This is a genomic window from Micromonospora sp. 050-3 (genome assembly GCF_046549335.1).
GTDB lineage: Bacteria > Actinomycetota > Actinomycetes > Mycobacteriales > Micromonosporaceae > Micromonospora > Micromonospora trifolii.
Genome location: NZ_JAJPVX010000002.1, coordinates 231,339 through 247,213 on the forward strand (window position 1 = coordinate 231,339; position 15,875 = coordinate 247,213).

A 15,875-nucleotide genomic window follows, 5' to 3' on the forward strand; every position below is an offset into this window, starting at 1 on the left:
GCGCGTGGCTTCAGGGGTCGGCGCGTGCGATGCGGACGGCGATGCCGTCGAGGATCAACTCCAGCCCGAGTGAGAAGTCCGCGTCGGCGATCGCCGCGTCGGGGATGGCGGACGGCGGCGCTTCGAACAGCGTCGAGGAGAACAGCCTGGCTGCCTCGGGAAAGCGGTCGGGGTTGACGAGTCGCGCCAGCGCCCGGCCGTAGTCGCGTTCGGCGTCGGCCTGACCCTGGCCTTCGGCCCTGCCCTCGGCGAGTTCGCTGAACTGCCGTACCGACTGGACCACGTAGCCGCTGATCAGTGACATCGCGCCGACCTTGTGCGCCCAGTCCAGGAGGGTGCCGGACATGATTGCCAGCGCGGCCTCCATCCAGGCGATCTGGTGCGGCCCGGAGGGCGGTCCGGCGACGGGCACGCGCGTCAACCACGGCCGACGCTGAAGCACCGCGCGGTGCGCGGAGGCCCAAATGCGCAACCCTTCCCGCCAGTCGGGGGCATCGATGTTCGGCGGTGGGCCCAGTGCGGCGTCGGCCATGAGGGTGAGCAACTCGTCCTTGGAGCCGACGTGCCGGTAGAGCGACATGCTCGTGAAGCCGAGGCTCTTGGCGACCTTGGGAAGCGTGACGCCGTCGAGCCCGTCCTGGTCGGCGATCCCTACCGCCGCCTCGACGACCGCCTTGACGTCGAGGGACGCGGGCCGTCCGAGACGCGACGACTCCGACATCCCCCACAGCCGGCGCAGCGGCGCCGGAACGAAATCGTCGCTGGTCATGGGTTCCCACGTTCGCCCGGAAGGTTACGTCCACATCATGACAGACAGCATTAGTGTACGTCTGATACTTTCTCTCTAAAACTAAAGCTGAGTCACGGGGAGAGCCGACCATGAGCATTGACAGCGCAGTGCGGACATCGAGGGGGCCGGTGCTGCGCACCGAGCGTGCCCTCGCGCCGGACCTGGCCCGGGGAGCGATGCTGCTGATAATCGCGCTGGCCAACGTCGCCGGAGTCGTCTTCGCCGGCGAACCCGGCCTCGACGCCACGCCAGAAGGCGTCGACCGCGGCCTCAACTTCCTGCTCTTCGAACTCGCCCATGCCCGCGGCTATCCGGTCTTCGCCGTGATGTTCGGCTACGGGCTCGTCCAGCTTGCCCGCCGCCAGGACGCCTCCGGCGCCACTCCGAAGCGGGTCCGCTCGGTGTTGTTGCGTCGTAACCTCTGGCTCGTCGTGTTCGGGTTCGCGCACGCCACGCTGCTGTACTACGGCGACTTCCTCGGCGCGTACGGGGTCGTCGGGATTGCTATGACAGTGTTGTTGCTGCGCCGCGGCGACAGGTTCCACCGCATCGTGCTGGTGCTCTGGGCGCTGTCGGCGGTCGAGGTGCTGGCCATCGGTGCCCTGGTGGTGAGCGGCATTCTCGGAGGGTCGGGCGGCTCCGCGCCGCTGCCGTCGAGCCACGTCGACTCTCTCGCCGCGCCCGGTTACGTCGCGGCCCTGCTGGATCGCCTCGGCGAATGGCCGATGCACACGCTGACCGTCCTGCCCTTCATCATGATCGCCTGGCTGGGCATGTGGGCCGCTCGCCGTCGGATCCTCGAAGAGCCGGCTCAACACCGGGCCCTGCTCACCTGGACCGCCGTCCTCGGTCTCGGCGTCGCAGTCGCCGGCGGCCTCCCGGCCGCCCTGGTCAGTGCCGGCTGGCTGCACGTCGACGAGTCAGCCGCCAGCCTGATGATGCTGCTGCACGGGGCCAGCGGCATGTTCGCCGGGCCGGGTTACGTGGCCGTCTTCGGCCTGATCGCCATGCGGGCCAGCCGGTCCGGCAACGTCGTCGGCGCTCTCGCGGCCCTGGGCCAGCGTTCCCTGTCGGGATACCTGTTTCAGTCAGTGGCCTGGCTCGTCCTCCTGGCGCCCTTCACGCTCGCCCTCGGCGACCGGTTCGGCAACCCCACGGTGACCGGCCTGATCATCGCGGTGACCGTCTGGCTCGCCACCGTCCTGATCGCCCGTCGACTCGACAAGCGCAAGCAGCCCGGCCCGGCTGAGATCGTCCTGCGCCGCCTCACCTACGGGCCACGGACGTGATCGCCACCCCGGCCGGAGTCGCGGTCAACCCCCGGAGGCGCTGTCCATCGACGGCTGCCCGGCGTCCGCATCGGCGGATTTGGGTGGATGTGCCTCCGGGAGGTGTTCCATCAGTTTCGTGAGCGCGCCGTTGGCGAAGGTCGCGCCGAGCGCCGACCCGGCCCCGATGGTCCAGCCCACCGGCCCGAGCGGGGTACAGCCGAAGAACTGGCTCACCCCCGGCGTCTGCACCACCACGACCAGCACGCCCAGCGACGCCGCCGTGGAGGCCAGCACGGCCGGGCTGGTGCCGCCGGCCAGGATGGTCTGCCCGAGTTGCGTGCCGACCAGGGCGACCAGGGCGACAGTGCCGGCCCGCTGCCGGCGTCCGGTGTAGCGGGCCAACGTCCAGCCAGCTGTCGCGCCCAGCGTGGTGGCCGCCGCCCGCAGCCCGATCTCCCTGGTGAGGCTCTCGCCGAGCGCAGTGTCAGGGCCTTCCCGGAGCAGCGCGTCGGTGCGGTCAGACGCGGGTGGTCGGACCGCGATGGCCAGCGCCGGTGCCAAATCGGTGAGCAGGTTGACAAGCAGCAGTTGTCGTCCGGTGAGCGCGGAGCGGCCGGTCGCCGCGGCGGTGAGCACACTGAACGCGATCTCGCCGAGGTTGCCGCCGACCAGGATGCTCAGCGCGTGCCGCACCGACGACCACATCGCCCGCCCCTCGATCAGGGTGGCGATGATGGTTTCCAGTCGGTCGTCGGTGACCACCAGGTCGGCTGCGGCGCGGGCGGCCGGGGTGCCCCGTTGGCCGAGGGCGATGCCGACGTCGGCCAGCCGGATCGCCGGTGCGTCGTTGGCGCCGTCGCCGGTCATCGCCACGGTCCGCCCGCACTTCTGCAACGCCTGGATGATCCGCACCTTGTGCGCCGGGGTGCAGCGGGCCACCACGTCGGTGTTGGCCAACCGCTCGGCGAGCGCGTCGTCGTCGAGTTGGTCGAGTTCGGCGGCGGTGACCACCCGCTGTTCGTCGTGCTCGCTGATGGTGGCGGCGATCGCCTCGGCGGTGGCCGGATGATCACCAGTGATCATGATGGTGTGCACGCCGGCCTGCCGGATCCGGCGTACCGCCGGGGCGGCGCTCTCCCGAACGCCATCCGCGAGGGCCAGGAAACCCACGAAGGTCAGCCCTCGAACGTCCCCGTCGGTCACCTTCGGGTGGTCGACTGGGCACTCCGCGACGGCCAGGATCCGGTTTCCCGCCCCGGCCCGGTCGGCGAGCATCCGCTCCAACTCCGCGCGGCCGGAGTCGTTCAGTGGCTCCTGACGACCGTCGGTGCGTCGGGACGAACAGCGCGGCAACACCGTCTCCGGAGCACCCTTGACGCTCAACAGCAGGTGACCGTCGGTCTGTCCGATGCTCGCGTGGTAGCCGCGGGACGGTTCGAACGGCAGCCCACCGGCGGCCCGCCACCCGGCGGCACCGGTCTGCTCCACGACCCCGGCCTCGCCGGCACCCCGCCGGACCGCCCGGTCGGTCTGCAACGCCAACTCCTCCGGGTTCTTCGCAGCGGGGGTGGCCCGCAGCGCCGCGGCCAGCGTCATCCGGAGCCGGTCGTCCAACCGGTCCAGCGGGGCGTACCGGTCGCCCACGCCGTCGCCGACCCCGGCGAGCAGCAGCTTGCCCTCGGTGAGGGTGCCGGTCTTGTCGAAGCAGAGCACGTCCACCCGGCCCAGCGCCTCGATCGTGCGCGGGTTGCGAACCAACGCGCCGTGCTCGGCCAGCCGCCGGGCCGCGGCCAGTTGCGCCGCGCTGACCAGGAACGGCAGCCCCTCCGGCACCGACGCCACGGCGAGGTTCGCGGCGGTCGCCGCCGTTTCGGCCAGGGGTACGCCTCGAAGCAGGCCCGCGCCGGCCACCGCCACCGCGGATCCGGCCGCCAACGGGATGGCGGCGCTGGTCAACGAGCCGAGCCGAGCCTCCACCCCACTGGTGGGGGGTGCCTGCCGCACCAACGCCAGGCCACGCCCGGCCTCGGTGTCGTTGCCGGTCGCCACCACCACGGCGGTGCCGTGCCCGGCGGCGACGGTGGTGCCCTCGTAGAGCATCGAGTGTCGGTCGGCGATGGCGGCGGCGACCACCGGCCGGTTGGACTTGGCGACCGGCAGCGACTCACCGGTCAGCGACGACTCGTCGGCCTCCAGGCCCACCGACTCGAGCACCCGGCAGTCGGCGGGCACCGAGTCGCCCGGTTCGAGGGCGATGACGTCCCCGAGGACAAGGTCTTCGGCGGCGAGAACCTGCTCGGCACCGTCCCGGCGGACCCGTGCTGTCACCGCCGACCGCGACAGCAGCTCCGCCAGCGACTTCTCCGTGTTGCGCTCGTGCACCGCCCCGATCAGGGCTGACCCACCGACCACGCTGCCCACCAGCGCGGCGTCGACAAGCGAGCCGAACGACGCGGAGAGCACCGCCCCGGCGGCCAGCACCGGCGTGAGCGGGTTGGACAACTCGTCCACGAAGGCGCGCAGCAGCCCACCAGTTCCGGGCGCGGCGCCGTTGCCATCGGAACCGTGGCGTCGGTGCTGCGCCTCGGCGCTGGCCAGGCCGTCCGGGGTGGAGTGCAGGTGGTTTAGCACGGTGCCGACAGGCATCAGGTGCCAGGCGGTTGCCACCGGCGCCGGGGTGTCCGACTGGTCGTGCAACCGGCGGGCCTGCCAGACCCCGTTGGCGAAGGCCAGCCCGGCCGCGCCGTTGACCGCGACGAGCGCTCGGTGCGGCAGCTGGGCCGGTGGGGCGGTGAAAGCGCCAAGCGCCCCGAGGCCGGTACCGGCCATGGCCAGCCGGATGTTCTGCTGGGCCGTGCGCCGGGCCACCCCGGTTGCCTCGATCACCAGCGCCACCACCCGCAGGTCGGCGCCGACCAGCAGGTGCGCTCCCCACGGCGGCAGCTCCTCCGGCGCGGCGAACCCGAGGCCGCAGTCGGACGCACCGAGTGCCTTCCGGTCCGCGGAAACCAGCATCACCACAGCGCCGTCGCGCTGCAACGCGCGTACCGACTCGGCCAACTGGTCCCCGCCGGGGAGCATCGCGTCGGCGAAGCCGTACCGCTGCTCGTCACCGCCGGCGACGACCAGGCGCAGGCCGGCATGTCGGGCGGCGGCGGGCAGGCCGTCGACGCCGGGTGCGGGTTCCGGCTCGACCCGCAACAGGGCGGCGAGCCGGTCGCCGTGGGCGAGGCCGAGGAGTTGGCCGCCGGCGGAGCGCAGCCGGGCCGCGTCCGGGATGGCGTCCGGGTCGTTCGCGGGCATCCGGTCCAGCGGCCCGAGCCGCCAGCCGTCCGCCGAACGGGAAGCGGCCGGGTCGTCCGGGTCGAACAGCGCGAAGGCCCGCTCGGCCACCTGGTCGACGTCCGCGTCAGGCGCCGGCGCCAGATCGGCCAGTACGCCCCGGTCCGAGCCAAGCACCGCGGCGTCGAGCACTAGCGTGTCGATCCGGTCCAGTTCGCGCAGCACACTCCGGTCCATCGCGATCACACCACGCCGGGCCAGCATCCGGCCGAGCTGGGCCGCGTACCCCTCGCGACCGCTGCCCGGTGCCTTGGGTAGCGCGGACAGCCCCAGCGCGGTGGCCCGCTTCGGCCCGGCGAACGGCACTGCCGCCGCGCCGGCCGCCGTGCCCGCGGCGAGCATGCGGTTGATGTACCGCTCGACCGGGCCGTCCGGCTTCGGCCGCGGACGTTCGACCACCGGCCAGCGGGCGGTGGCCCGTTCGGCGTCGCCGGTCAGCCGTGGCTCGGCCTTCTCCCAGGCGGAGAGTTGGGCCCGATCCTCACCCCACTGCACGATCCGCTGGGCGCCGTCCAGGACGATCCCCGTCCAGCGGCCGGTCAAGCCCTGCACCACCGCCTCAGCCAGCGGAAACAGGACGTCGGCGCGCGGGTCGGAGCGCAGCCGCTTGCCGATGAACTGGTGCAGCTTCGGCTGAAGATCCACTGCGGAGAGCAGGCCGGCGACCTCACCGGGCAGCGGCGCGAACGGCAGGATCCGGGTGGCCGCCGAGATGGTCAGGCCCAGCGCGTCCGAGGCGAGCGCGCCGAGAGTGCGCGGGGTGCGCGGTCCTTCCTCCGGTGGGTGCGGCGGTGGGATCTCCGGGTCGGGCTCGTGGTCGCAGGTCCGCTCGATCCGGTCAATCGTGGCGATCAGGTCGCGCAACGTCGGCTCGGGGTCCTGGACGGCGACCACCACCCGACCGGAGGGTGCGTTGACCCGGGCCCAGGCCACCCCGGGCATCCGCTCCAGCGCGCCCTCCACCTGCCGGGCCAGCCGGTTTCCGCCGTCCTGGCAGACACCGTGAACCTCGATGTGGTGGCGGCCCGGCCGGGACCAGACCCGACGCCGCGTCAGCCCGGCCGTCCGGGCCAGCCGGGTCGCGGCCGAGCTCACCGACCGGGACGCCTCGCCGACGAGGTGCGGCACGCCGAAGGACGGCAGGATGCGGCCGGCAGCGCGACCCGCCGCCGTCATCGAGGCGTACGGCTGGACGGGCGCCGGCCCGGCTCCCTGTTGCCGCCCGTCCTGACCTTCGCCATGTCGTCCTCCCACCGCACTCACGTCCGGCGGCCTGGCTTCCCGACCTGCCATCCGTTATGCCCCTGAGCGGCGGAATTTTCCGCAGTCGCTCGGCGCATGGACAGGGTGGGCCGTGGAATCCGACGACCATCACCGGACATGGGGAGGCCGGCATGAGCACGCTGACGCGACATCTGAACGGTTCACGGGAGAACGTCACGATGTACAACCGGCGGGTGCAACTGCCGATGCTGGGTGAGGTGGCGGTGCCGCCACCGGACAAGGTCGTCTACTACGCCGGGCTCGGAGTGCTCGCCGCGCTACAGGTCATCGAGTGGCCGATCGCCGTGGTGATCACCGCTGGTCACCTGCTGGCAGACCAGCATTTTTCCGGACTGGTGCGCGGGGTCGGGGAGGCGCTGCAGGACGCCTGACGAGAGCCGGGTCACCGTACGGTTGACATGAATCCTGGTTGAAGTCGCATGCTCGGTCGATGCCGAGCACAACCGTCACCGCCGTACCCGCCGCACCGGGACTCTTCGCACCCCGGCTGCGCGCGATGACGGTGGGCAGCGTCGCGTTGATCTCACTCCTCGCGTTCGAGGCGTTGGCGGTCGGTACGGCGATGCCGACCGTCGCGCGCAGCCTGGACGGGCTGGCGCTCTACGGGATCGCGTTCGGTGGCCCGTTCGCCACCGGTGTGCTGGCCATGGTGGTCTCCGGCATCTGGTGCGACGCCAGGGGTCCTCGGGGGCCGATGTGGCACGGCGTCGCCTGGTTCGTGGTGGGGTTGCTGATCGCCGGGACGGCCCCCGTGATGAGCGCGCTGGTCGTCGGGCGGGTCGTCCAGGGCTTCGGCTCCGGGCTGCTCTCGGTGGCGCTCTACGTGATCGTCGCGCAGGCGTACCCGCAGGAGCTGCACCGGCGGATCTTCGCGGCCTTCGCGGCGGCGTGGGTCGTACCGTCGCTGGTCGGGCCGGCGGTTGCCGGCCTGATCGTGCAGTACCTGGGCTGGCGGTGGGTCTTCCTGGCGGTGCCGGCGGTGGCGGTACCGGCGGTGCTGCTGATCCATCCCGGCCTGCGGTCGCTGGGCCGGCGTGCGGCGACGAGCCCGCCGACGGGTGCCGCGGCACGGATCGGTTGGGCGTGCGGGGCCGCGGTGAGCGCCGCACTGCTGCACATCGGGGGACAGCAGCGCGGTGCCACAGCCCTGGTGCTTGTCGCGTTCGCCGTGGTCGGCCTGTTGGTCTGTGCGCCGCGCCTGCTGCCGGCGGGGTTCCTCCGGGCGGCGCGAGGGTTGCCCACGGTGGTGGGGCTGCGTGGTCTGGCGTCGGCGGCCTTCGTCGGCGCCGAGGTGGTCATCCCGTTGATGCTCTCCCGGGAACGGGGCCTCTCGCCGACTGCGGCCGGGCTGGTCCTCACTGTCGGCGCGCTGGCGTGGTCGGCGGGCTCGTGGTTGCAGGGCCGGATCCCGGTGCCGGCGTCGCGGGCCAGCCTGCCGCGCGCTGGGTTGACCTGCATCACCGTCGGCACCGCCACTGTGGCGTTGGCCGTCCGGCCCGAACTGCCGGTGGCCGTCGCCGTGCTTGGCTGGGCGATCGCCGGCCTGGGTATGGGGCTGCTCTATCCGTCGTTGTCGGTGCTCACCCTGGAGCTGTCCGCGCCCGGTGAGCAGGGCCGCAACAGCTCGTCACTGCAACTGAGCGACTCCCTCTTCGCGGCGACAGTGCTCGCGCTGACCGGGGCCGTGTTGGCGGCGGGGAGTGCGCCGGGCCCGGCCAGTTACACGACGACGCTCGTGGTGACCGCGGGGTTGGCGCTGTTCGGGGCGCTGCTGGCCGGCCGGGTCGTGGTGGGCGGAGGTGTGCGACAGGCCGGGTGATCCGCGGATTCGGCCGCGTCCCACCTGCTCGTGCCGGAAGGATGGCGGGCGATGAACCTCCTGACCATCCTGCCGCTGGCCGTGGTCATGGTCGCCGGGACGCAGTTGGTGGTGGCGGTCTTCCTGGCCTCGTCGGACCGGCCCCAGGCGGCGTCGCTGGGCTTCCTCGCCGGGGCGGGGCTGGTGGTCGCCGCCGGGGTGACGGTGGCCTGGTTGTTCACCCGCCTGGTCGGCGGAGTGGCCGCCGACGCCAGCGCCGTCGCCGGAACTGTCGATCGCGGTCCCGTCATCGACCTGGTGGTGCTGGCCCTGCTGGTGTGTCTGGCAGTGCTGATCTGGGTACGCCGGGACCGCTCCGGACCGCCGCGCTGGCTGGGGAGCATCGAGCACGCCGGTCCGGCGCGGGCGCTGCGGCTGGGTGCGCTGCTCTTCGTGGCGACGCCCACCGACGACCTGACAATGGCCACCGTCGGGGCGAGTGTGGCCCGCCACGACCTGCCGTGGTGGCACCTGGTGCCGTTCGTGCTGCTCACCGTGCTTCTGCTCGCGCTGCCTCTGCTGGCGTTGCTGCTGCTCGGGAGCAGGGCGTCGCGGGTGCTGACCCGGATGCGGGAGTGGGCCGAGGGGCACGCCTGGATCGTCAACGAGATCGTGATCGCGTTCTTCGCGCTGCTCACCGTGTTGGACCTGATCCGGTCGGGGTGACCCGCCGCGCGCTGTCACGGGTTGCCGCGCTGTTTCGCCGACACCGGGTAAGGATCGGACCGGTCAGCGGGAGGACGAGATGAGGGTTCTGGTCACCGGGGCGTCCGGCAATCTGGGCCGCGCCGTGCTGGGCCGGTTGCGCGACGACGGGATCAGCGTCCGGGCCGCCAGCCGCCGGCCGCCCGCCGGCACGGACGTGGAGTGGGCGGCGACCGATCTGACCACCGGCGACGGGCTGGTCGAGGCGGTGACCGGGGTGGACGCCGTGCTGCACCTGGCGTCCGCGCCTCGGGGTCGGCAGACCTACCAGGTGGACGTGCTGGGCACCCGCCGACTGGTGGTGGCCGCCGCCGCGGCCGGTGTACGGCACATCGGCTACATCTCGATCGTCGGGGTTGATCGGGTGCCGATCCCGTACTACCGCCACAAGCTCGCCGCCGAGCGGGTGATTGCGGCCGGTCCGGTGCCGTGGTCGGTGCTGCGGGCCACCCAGTTTCCCCAGTTCCTGGACGAACTGCTGACGGCCAGCGCGCGCCTGGGCCCGGTGATCGGGGACTGGGCGGTGCTCGCCCAACCGGTCGACCCGGGCGAGGTGGCGGGGCGGCTGGCGGCCCGACTGGTCGCCGGCCCGCTGGGCGGCATCGAGGAGCTGGGCGGGCCGCAGGTGCTCCGCTTCGACGAGGCCGCCCGGGCATGGCGGGCGGCCCGAGGCTCCCGTCGGCCGTTGCTGCCGGTACGGATTCCCGGCCGACTCGGTAGCGAGCTGCGCGCCGGTGGCCTGGTCACCGAGGCGCTGCCCCGGGGCGTGCGCACCTGGGCCAACCACCTGGCCGACACGTACGGGGGAACCGGCCGGAAATGAGAGCAACAACGGTTCACGTTCGTCTTACCGTGACGCCATGTTCGCTGTCGTCACCACTGTGATCCTCTACGTCTTCGGCTTCGTCTTCCTCTACGGCGTGATCCGGCTGGGTGTCCGGCACGCGTTCGAGGATCTGGAGCTACAACGGGCCAAGGCCCAGCGCGAGGAGGAGTTGGCGGCTGCCCGCGACCGCTCCTTCATGCGCGACAACGCTTTCCTCGCCGGCAGTTGAGCGCCGGATCGATCCGGCCCGGGCCGGTGGCGTCGCCGGGCGGTCGGGGAGCCGCCGGGCGGTTCAGCGTCGCGGATGCGAGGATCGCACCCGTGATGGGAACGCTGAAGACCGAACCGGCCCGCGCCCGCCTTGATCTGCTCGCCCCGCCGGTTGCGGAGGCCATCGCGCAGTGGCCGGCCGACGCGCCAGTGGACGTCAACGACGTGCTGGTCGCGCCGATCGACGCCGACCTCGCCGACACCGCGGCGTTCTGTGCGGCGTACGAGGTGGGGTTGGACGTGTCGGCCAACTGTGTAGTGGTGGCGGGCAAGCGCGAAGGCGTGGTCCGTTACGCGGCCTGCATCGTCCTGGCCACCACGCGCGCCGACGTGAACGGGGTGGCCCGCCGGGCGTTGGACGTCCGCAAGGCGAGCTTCGCCCCGATGACCGACGCCGTCGAGTTGACCGGCATGGAGTACGGCGGCATCACCCCTATCGGGCTGCCGGCGCAGTGGCCGATCCTGGTGGACGCGCGGGTCATCGCCACACCGCACGTGATCGTCGGGTCCGGCGTACGGCACAGCAAGATCGCGCTGCCGGGGCCGGCATTGGGCGCGCTGCCCGGCGCTCAGGTGGTGGAAGGCCTGGCCAGGCCCGCCTGACCAGGCATCGGCATCGATGTTGTTGCACGTGAAACATCGTGATCATCGATGCCGGACGCCCGACCGTTGGTGACTCAGTGTGAGTGGGCGGCCGACTCGCGCTGCTCGACCTCGGCGAGCGCGGCGAGCAACGTCTGCACCTCCTGCGCGCCGGAGACCGCGTACTTTCCGGCCAGCACGAAGGTCGGCACGCTGGTGATGCCCAGATCACGGGCGGCGGCCAGGCCGGCGGCGACGTCGGCGACGCGCTCGTCGGAGTCCAGGAACCGGCGCGCGTCGGCCGCGTCCAGACCGATCTCGCCGGCCAGGGTGGCCAGTGCCTCCCGTGACCCGACGTCGACCCCGTTGTTGAAGTGCGCCTGGTACAGCGCCTCCACCATCTCGGCCGCCCTGCCCTGGTCGGTCGCCCAGGAGACCAACCGGTGCGCGTCGAAGGTGTTGGCGATCACCGCGCGGTCGTAGTCGAGCCGCAGCCCGTCGGCCGCCGCGACCTGGGTCACGTGGTCGACCATCTGCCGGGCGCGCTCCGGGCCGCCGAACTTGCCGGCCAACGCCTGCACCAGTGGCAGGGGCTGCGGGACCGGCGACGGGTCGAGCTGGAACGGTCGGTAGCGGACCGTCACCTCGCCCTCGTAACTGGCCAGGGCCTCATCCAGGCGGCGCTTGCCGATGTAGCACCACGGGCAGATGACGTCCGCGTAGATCTCGATCTCCATGATCGGTGGCAACCTCGCGGTCAGGCCAGTTGTTCCCGGATCTGCCGCTTGAGGCGGCCCAGGATCGCCGTGCCGCCGCGAATCCGCAGCGGGCTGATCGCCTGCGCCAGCCCCATTCGCTGGTAGAGGTCGTCCGGCACGGCCAGCACCTGTTCGGCGCTCGCCCCCGCCAGCCCTTCGGCGAGGATCCCGGCGAACGCCCGGGTGGTGGGCGCCTCCGGCGGGCAGTCGAAGAGCGTCTCCACTGTGCCTTCCGGGGTCACCCGGGCGCGCAGGAAGAACGCCGTCTGACACTCGGGCACCTGCTCCATGCCCTCGCGCTCCGCGGTGCCCTCGGGCAGCGCCGGGAGCACGTCCGAGTACTCCAGGAGCAGCTCCAGCACCAGGTCGCGCGGCGCGGCGGCGAACTCGTCGACGATCTCGGCCAGTCGGGCCGGCATGTCAGCCATGCGTCGAGGCTACCGCCGTCGTGCGGAAGGCCCGGTCACACGGTGGGCGACTGCTCGCTGATCTCGCTGAGCGCGCTGGTGGGGTCGAGCTGCATGGCCAGGTCGCCGAGCGAGACGATCCCCACCAGCTTGCGGTCACTGTCACAGACCAGCACCCGTCGGATGCCCCGATCCCGCATGAGCGCCGCCGCCTCACCCGCCGTGCAGTGCTGCTCGATCATGACGACCTCGCGGGTGACTATCGAACCGATGGTGGTGGCCGCAGGGGAGCTGTTCTCCGCCACGGCCCGCACCACGATGTCCCGGTCGGTGAGCATGCCGGCGAGGCTGGCGCCGTCGGTGACCACCACATCACCGATGTCGGCCTCCTTCATCACCCTGGCCGCCTCGTCCAGGGTGGTCTCGGCCGGCAGGTACACGACCTGCTTGGTCATCACGTCACTGACCCGGTAACCGGTCATGAGAGCCTCCGAAGACGTTTCCACCCGATCCGACAGCACTACCCAGTGACGCGGCAGCTACACCAGGCTTGCACGAACCTGGCGTACCTCGTGGACGAGTCGCTCCACCAGACCGTCCAGCGGCAGCTCGGTGCGCCCGTCGCCGGCCCGCTCGCGCAGCTCGACGTACCCGTCGGCGAGTCGGCGGCCGACCACGACGGCCCGGGGGATGCCGATGAGCTCGGCGTCGGTGAACTTGACCCCGGCCGAGACGTGCGTGCGGTCGTCGACCAGCACCCGCAGGCCGGCGGCGGCGAGACGCCCGCCGAGCTCCAGCGCCGCATCGAGTTGCGGGCCCTTGCCCGCAACCACCAGGTGTACGTCACACGGCGCGATCGCCGCCGGCCAGACCAGACCCCGGTCGTCGTGGTGCTGCTCGGCGACGGCCGCCACCGCCCGGGAAACGCCGATGCCGTAGCAGCCCATTGTCGGCCGGACGGGCTTGCCGGCCGGCCCGAGCACGTCGACCGCGAAGGCGTCGGTGAAGCGGCGGCCGAGCTGGAAGATGTGCCCGATCTCGATGCCCCGCCGGATGGTCAGCTCGCCCGCCTCGCACTCCGGGCAGGGGTCGCCGGCGCGGACGTCGGCCGCCTCGATGGTGCCGTCGGCTGTGAAGTCCCGTCCGCACACCACGTCGGTGGCGTGTCGACCCGGCTCGTTCGCCCCGGTCAGCCAGGCCGACCCGGTCACCACCCGAGGATCGACCAGATAACGGATGCCCAGCTTGTCGAGCAGTTGCGGCCCGATGTAGCCGCGAACCAACTCCGGATGGTCGGCCCAATCCTCGAAGACTGTCACCTGTGCGGGGTGCAGTGCGGCACCGACCCGCTTCAGGTCGACCTCCCGGTCACCGGGCAGCCCGACGACAAGGGGTTCGGCCCGGTCGGCACCCGGCTGACGGACGGACAGCACGACGTTCTTCAGGGTGTCGGCGGCGGTCCAGCCGTCCCGACCGCCCAACCGACGGGCGTTGGCCAGCTCCACCAGGCTCGCGATCGTCGGGGTCTCCGGAGTGTCGTGCACCTCGACGGCCGGCTTCGTGCTCGGGTCACCGGCGCTCGGCGCCCGGGTGGCCACCGCCTCCGTGTTCGCCGCGTAGTCGCAGGAGGTGCAGCCGACGAAGGTGTCCTCGCCGACCGGCGTCGCCGCCAGGAACTCCTCCGACGCGGAGCCGCCCATCGCGCCGGACATCGCCTGCACCACCGCGTAGTCCAGCCCCAACCGGTCGAAGATCCGCCGGTACGCGGCCCGATGCCGCCCGTACGCCTCCCGCAGCCCCGCCTCGTCCAGGTCGAAGGAGTACGCGTCCTTCATCAGGAACTCCCGGCCGCGCAGCAGCCCGGCACGCGGCCGCGCCTCGTCGCGGAACTTCGTCTGCACCTGGAACAGCGTCACCGGGAAGTCCCGGTACGAGGTGAACAGGTCCTTGACCAGCAGCGCCGCCATCTCCTCATGGGTGGGCGCCAACAGGTGCTCGGCACCGCGCCGGTCGGCGAGGGTGAAGATGTCGTCGCCGTACTCAGCCCACCGCCCGCTGGTGCGGTACGGCTCGGCGGGCAGCAGCGCCGGGAAGTGCACCTCCTGGTCGCCGATCGCCATCAGCTCGGCCCGCACCACCTCGGTGATCCGATCCAGCACCAGCTTGCCCAGCGGCAGCCAGGTGTAGCCGCCCGGTGCGGCCCGACGGATGTAGCCGGCGCGCAGCAGCAGCCGGTGGCTCGGCACCTCCGCGTCGGCCGGATCCTCGCGCAGGGTCCGCAGCAACAGGGTCGACATGCGTAGCAGCATCCGCGCAGCCTAGAGCGGGCGCGCCCGGCCCGGCGATCCAATTCGCTCCGAGGCGGGCGTCACTGTCGGAAGTTGGCGCCCAGGGCAGACTGACCGACCGGGCGGAGGCCCAACCCGCTACTACGCCGGACGATCTGGCCCCGCCAATGACCTCCGCCACGTCGCCGGATCGGGGCACCGTCCGCAGCGCCTGCGGTGACAGACTGGTCGCCGCAGGCAACGATGGCGTGAGGGGGCGCGGTGCGCTGGGGCAGTTTTGTCGCGGTCGGGGACAGCTTCACCGAGGGCATGGACGACGCGTACCCGGATGGCACCTTCCGGGGGTGGGCGGACCTGGTGGCGACCCGGCTCGCCGCCGACGCGGGCCCCGACTTCCGGTACGCGAACCTGGCCATCCGGGGCCGGCTCTTCCCGGGCGTGGTCGCCGAGCAGGTGCCCTCCGCAGTGGCGATGAAACCGGATCTGATCAGTTTCGCGGCCGGCGGCAACGACGTGCTGCGGCGCACCTTCGACCCGGGCACCCTGGTCGCCCGCTTCGACGAGGTGGTTCGGCAACTGCGCTCCGGCGGCGCCGACGTGCTCCTCTTCCGATTCGCGGACGTGATGGCCCGCCTGCCCGGCCAACGCCTCGTCGCCCCCCGGGTGCAGCTGCTCAACCAGGCGGTCGGTGAAACCGCCGAGCGGCACGGCGCCATCATGGTCGACCTGTACGCCGACGACACGTTCCTCAACCCGATGCTCTGGAGCACCGACCGGTTGCACCTCTCCCCGGCCGGGCATCGCCGGGTCGCCGGGCAGGTGTTGAACGCCCTCGGGGTCGGTTGCGACGAGGAGTGGCTGATGGTTCCGCCGCACCCGGCGCCGTCGCCGTGGCTGGCCGCCCGCGCTTCCGACCTGCGGTGGGCCGGTCAGTACCTCGCCCCCTGGGTAAAGCGTCGGCTGACCGGTCGGTCGTCCGGCGACACTGTCACGGCGAAGCGCCCGCAACTCGGCCCGCTCGTCGACTGAGCGTGCTCACCCTGCACTCGGCGGCCCTGCTGCGCCGCGACCCGGACGGCGAGCCGCTGCCCGAGCACGCCGTGCTGGTCAGTGGCGACCGGATCGAGGCCGTCGGTCCGCTGGCCGAGCTGAGGTCCGTGTACGCCAACGCCCGGGTTCGCCGCTGGCCCGGCACGCTGGGGCCGGGTCTGCTGCACGACGGCCCGCTGCCGGCGGCGCCCACCCCACGTGAGCGGGTGCACGCGCTGCTGCGAGGCGGCGTGACGGCGGTGCTGGTGGAGCACCTGGCCGATCCCGCCCTGCGGGCCGCCGCCGAGCGCAGTGACCTGCTGGTACTGGCCACCGCCGTGGCACCGACGCTGCGGCCGGCCGGGCGGGCCGACCTCGCGGTGCACGGCGTCGACGGGGCCTGCCTGGTGACAGTGGTCGCCGGTCGGATCGCCCACCGTCGCGCCTGAACGGCGTACCTTGGGG

The 15,875-nt window shown here is 72.3% G+C and carries 15 protein-coding genes; 9 read left to right on the forward strand and 6 right to left on the reverse strand.

The window, feature by feature from the left end; translation table 11 throughout:
* Positions 1-10 precede the first annotated feature (10 nt).
* The gene (locus ACLJOK_RS16025; RefSeq protein ID WP_410819643.1) at positions 11-769 is read right to left on the reverse strand and encodes a TetR/AcrR family transcriptional regulator; all 759 of its coding nucleotides are present in this window, start codon (positions 767-769) and stop codon (positions 11-13) included.
* 110 nt (positions 770-879) lie between these two features.
* On the opposite strand from ACLJOK_RS16025, the gene ACLJOK_RS16030 reads away from it, so the two are divergent.
* Positions 880-2,079, forward strand: coding sequence for a DUF418 domain-containing protein (locus ACLJOK_RS16030; protein ID WP_410819644.1), 1,200 nt, complete (start codon positions 880-882; stop codon positions 2,077-2,079).
* Between the two features lie 24 nt (positions 2,080-2,103).
* On the opposite strand, the gene ACLJOK_RS16035 is transcribed toward ACLJOK_RS16030, so the two are convergent.
* Positions 2,104-6,579, reverse strand: a complete 4,476-nt coding sequence (locus tag ACLJOK_RS16035) for an HAD-IC family P-type ATPase (RefSeq protein ID WP_410821509.1) — start codon at positions 6,577-6,579, stop codon at positions 2,104-2,106.
* Between the two features lie 218 nt (positions 6,580-6,797).
* On the opposite strand from ACLJOK_RS16035, the gene ACLJOK_RS16040 reads away from it, so the two are divergent.
* From ACLJOK_RS16040 to ACLJOK_RS16065, 6 genes are all read left to right on the forward strand, one after another.
* Positions 6,798-7,058: a hypothetical protein gene (locus ACLJOK_RS16040; protein ID WP_410819645.1), complete on the forward strand. Its 261-nt coding sequence runs from the start codon at positions 6,798-6,800 to the stop codon at positions 7,056-7,058.
* Positions 7,059-7,117: 59 nt separating this feature from the next.
* Positions 7,118-8,506 carry an MFS transporter gene (locus tag ACLJOK_RS16045; RefSeq protein ID WP_410819646.1) on the forward strand — a complete coding sequence of 463 codons (1,389 nt, stop codon included), beginning with the start codon at positions 7,118-7,120 and terminating at the stop codon, positions 8,504-8,506.
* Positions 8,507-8,557: 51 nt separating this feature from the next.
* The gene (locus ACLJOK_RS16050; RefSeq protein ID WP_410819647.1) at positions 8,558-9,211 is read left to right on the forward strand and encodes a GAP family protein; all 654 of its coding nucleotides are present in this window, start codon (positions 8,558-8,560) and stop codon (positions 9,209-9,211) included.
* Between the two features lie 79 nt (positions 9,212-9,290).
* The gene (locus tag ACLJOK_RS16055; protein ID WP_410819648.1) at positions 9,291-10,073 is read left to right on the forward strand and encodes an SDR family oxidoreductase; all 783 of its coding nucleotides are present in this window, start codon (positions 9,291-9,293) and stop codon (positions 10,071-10,073) included.
* A 37-nt stretch (positions 10,074-10,110) separates the two neighbouring features.
* Positions 10,111-10,305: a hypothetical protein gene (locus tag ACLJOK_RS16060; RefSeq protein ID WP_030331904.1), complete on the forward strand. Its 195-nt coding sequence runs from the start codon at positions 10,111-10,113 to the stop codon at positions 10,303-10,305.
* A gap of 95 nt (positions 10,306-10,400) precedes the next feature.
* Entirely contained in the window at positions 10,401-10,949 is a 549-nt protein-coding gene (locus ACLJOK_RS16065) for a YbaK/EbsC family protein (RefSeq protein ID WP_410821510.1), read from the forward strand.
* Positions 10,950-11,023: 74 nt separating this feature from the next.
* Here the strand turns inward: ACLJOK_RS16065 and ACLJOK_RS16070 are convergent, their stop codons facing one another.
* From ACLJOK_RS16070 to ACLJOK_RS16085, 4 genes are read right to left on the reverse strand one after another with little or no spacing between them, the layout of a single operon-like run.
* On the reverse strand, positions 11,024-11,665 hold the full coding sequence (locus tag ACLJOK_RS16070) for a DsbA family protein (protein WP_410819649.1): 642 nt from the start codon (positions 11,663-11,665) through the stop codon (positions 11,024-11,026).
* Between the two features lie 20 nt (positions 11,666-11,685).
* Positions 11,686-12,114 carry a SufE family protein gene (locus ACLJOK_RS16075; RefSeq protein WP_238677511.1) on the reverse strand — a complete coding sequence of 143 codons (429 nt, stop codon included), beginning with the start codon at positions 12,112-12,114 and terminating at the stop codon, positions 11,686-11,688.
* Positions 12,115-12,149: 35 nt separating this feature from the next.
* Positions 12,150-12,575, reverse strand: a complete 426-nt coding sequence (locus tag ACLJOK_RS16080; RefSeq protein ID WP_030487636.1) for a CBS domain-containing protein — start codon at positions 12,573-12,575, stop codon at positions 12,150-12,152.
* Between the two features lie 57 nt (positions 12,576-12,632).
* Entirely contained in the window at positions 12,633-14,402 is a 1,770-nt protein-coding gene (locus ACLJOK_RS16085) for a proline--tRNA ligase (RefSeq protein ID WP_410819650.1), read from the reverse strand.
* A 240-nt stretch (positions 14,403-14,642) separates the two neighbouring features.
* Between ACLJOK_RS16085 and ACLJOK_RS16090 the strand changes: the two genes are divergently transcribed.
* On the forward strand, positions 14,643-15,410 hold the full coding sequence (locus tag ACLJOK_RS16090; RefSeq protein WP_410819651.1) for an SGNH/GDSL hydrolase family protein: 768 nt from the start codon (positions 14,643-14,645) through the stop codon (positions 15,408-15,410).
* Positions 15,411-15,412: 2 nt separating this feature from the next.
* Positions 15,413-15,859, forward strand: coding sequence for an imidazolonepropionase-like domain-containing protein (locus ACLJOK_RS16095; RefSeq protein WP_410819652.1), 447 nt, complete (start codon positions 15,413-15,415; stop codon positions 15,857-15,859).
* Positions 15,860-15,875: the final 16 nt, after the last annotated feature.

What these genes read in the sequence shown, in the direction of transcription:
- ACLJOK_RS16025 (WP_410819643.1), bottom strand. Translation starts at nt 769, where the DNA reads ATGACCAGCGACGATTTCGTTCCGGCGCCGCTGCGCCGGCTGTGGGGG.
- ACLJOK_RS16030 (WP_410819644.1), top strand. Translation starts at nt 880, where the DNA reads ATGAGCATTGACAGCGCAGTGCGGACATCGAGGGGGCCGGTGCTGCGC.
- ACLJOK_RS16035 (WP_410821509.1), bottom strand. Translation starts at nt 6,579, where the DNA reads ATGACGGCGGCGGGTCGCGCTGCCGGCCGCATCCTGCCGTCCTTCGGC.
- ACLJOK_RS16040 (WP_410819645.1), top strand. Translation starts at nt 6,798, where the DNA reads ATGAGCACGCTGACGCGACATCTGAACGGTTCACGGGAGAACGTCACG.
- ACLJOK_RS16045 (WP_410819646.1), top strand. Translation starts at nt 7,118, where the DNA reads ATGCCGAGCACAACCGTCACCGCCGTACCCGCCGCACCGGGACTCTTC.
- ACLJOK_RS16050 (WP_410819647.1), top strand. Translation starts at nt 8,558, where the DNA reads ATGAACCTCCTGACCATCCTGCCGCTGGCCGTGGTCATGGTCGCCGGG.
- ACLJOK_RS16055 (WP_410819648.1), top strand. Translation starts at nt 9,291, where the DNA reads ATGAGGGTTCTGGTCACCGGGGCGTCCGGCAATCTGGGCCGCGCCGTG.
- ACLJOK_RS16060 (WP_030331904.1), top strand. Translation starts at nt 10,111, where the DNA reads ATGTTCGCTGTCGTCACCACTGTGATCCTCTACGTCTTCGGCTTCGTC.
- ACLJOK_RS16065 (WP_410821510.1), top strand. Translation starts at nt 10,401, where the DNA reads ATGGGAACGCTGAAGACCGAACCGGCCCGCGCCCGCCTTGATCTGCTC.
- ACLJOK_RS16070 (WP_410819649.1), bottom strand. Translation starts at nt 11,665, where the DNA reads ATGGAGATCGAGATCTACGCGGACGTCATCTGCCCGTGGTGCTACATC.
- ACLJOK_RS16075 (WP_238677511.1), bottom strand. Translation starts at nt 12,114, where the DNA reads ATGGCTGACATGCCGGCCCGACTGGCCGAGATCGTCGACGAGTTCGCC.
- ACLJOK_RS16080 (WP_030487636.1), bottom strand. Translation starts at nt 12,575, where the DNA reads ATGACCGGTTACCGGGTCAGTGACGTGATGACCAAGCAGGTCGTGTAC.
- ACLJOK_RS16085 (WP_410819650.1), bottom strand. Translation starts at nt 14,402, where the DNA reads ATGCTGCTACGCATGTCGACCCTGTTGCTGCGGACCCTGCGCGAGGAT.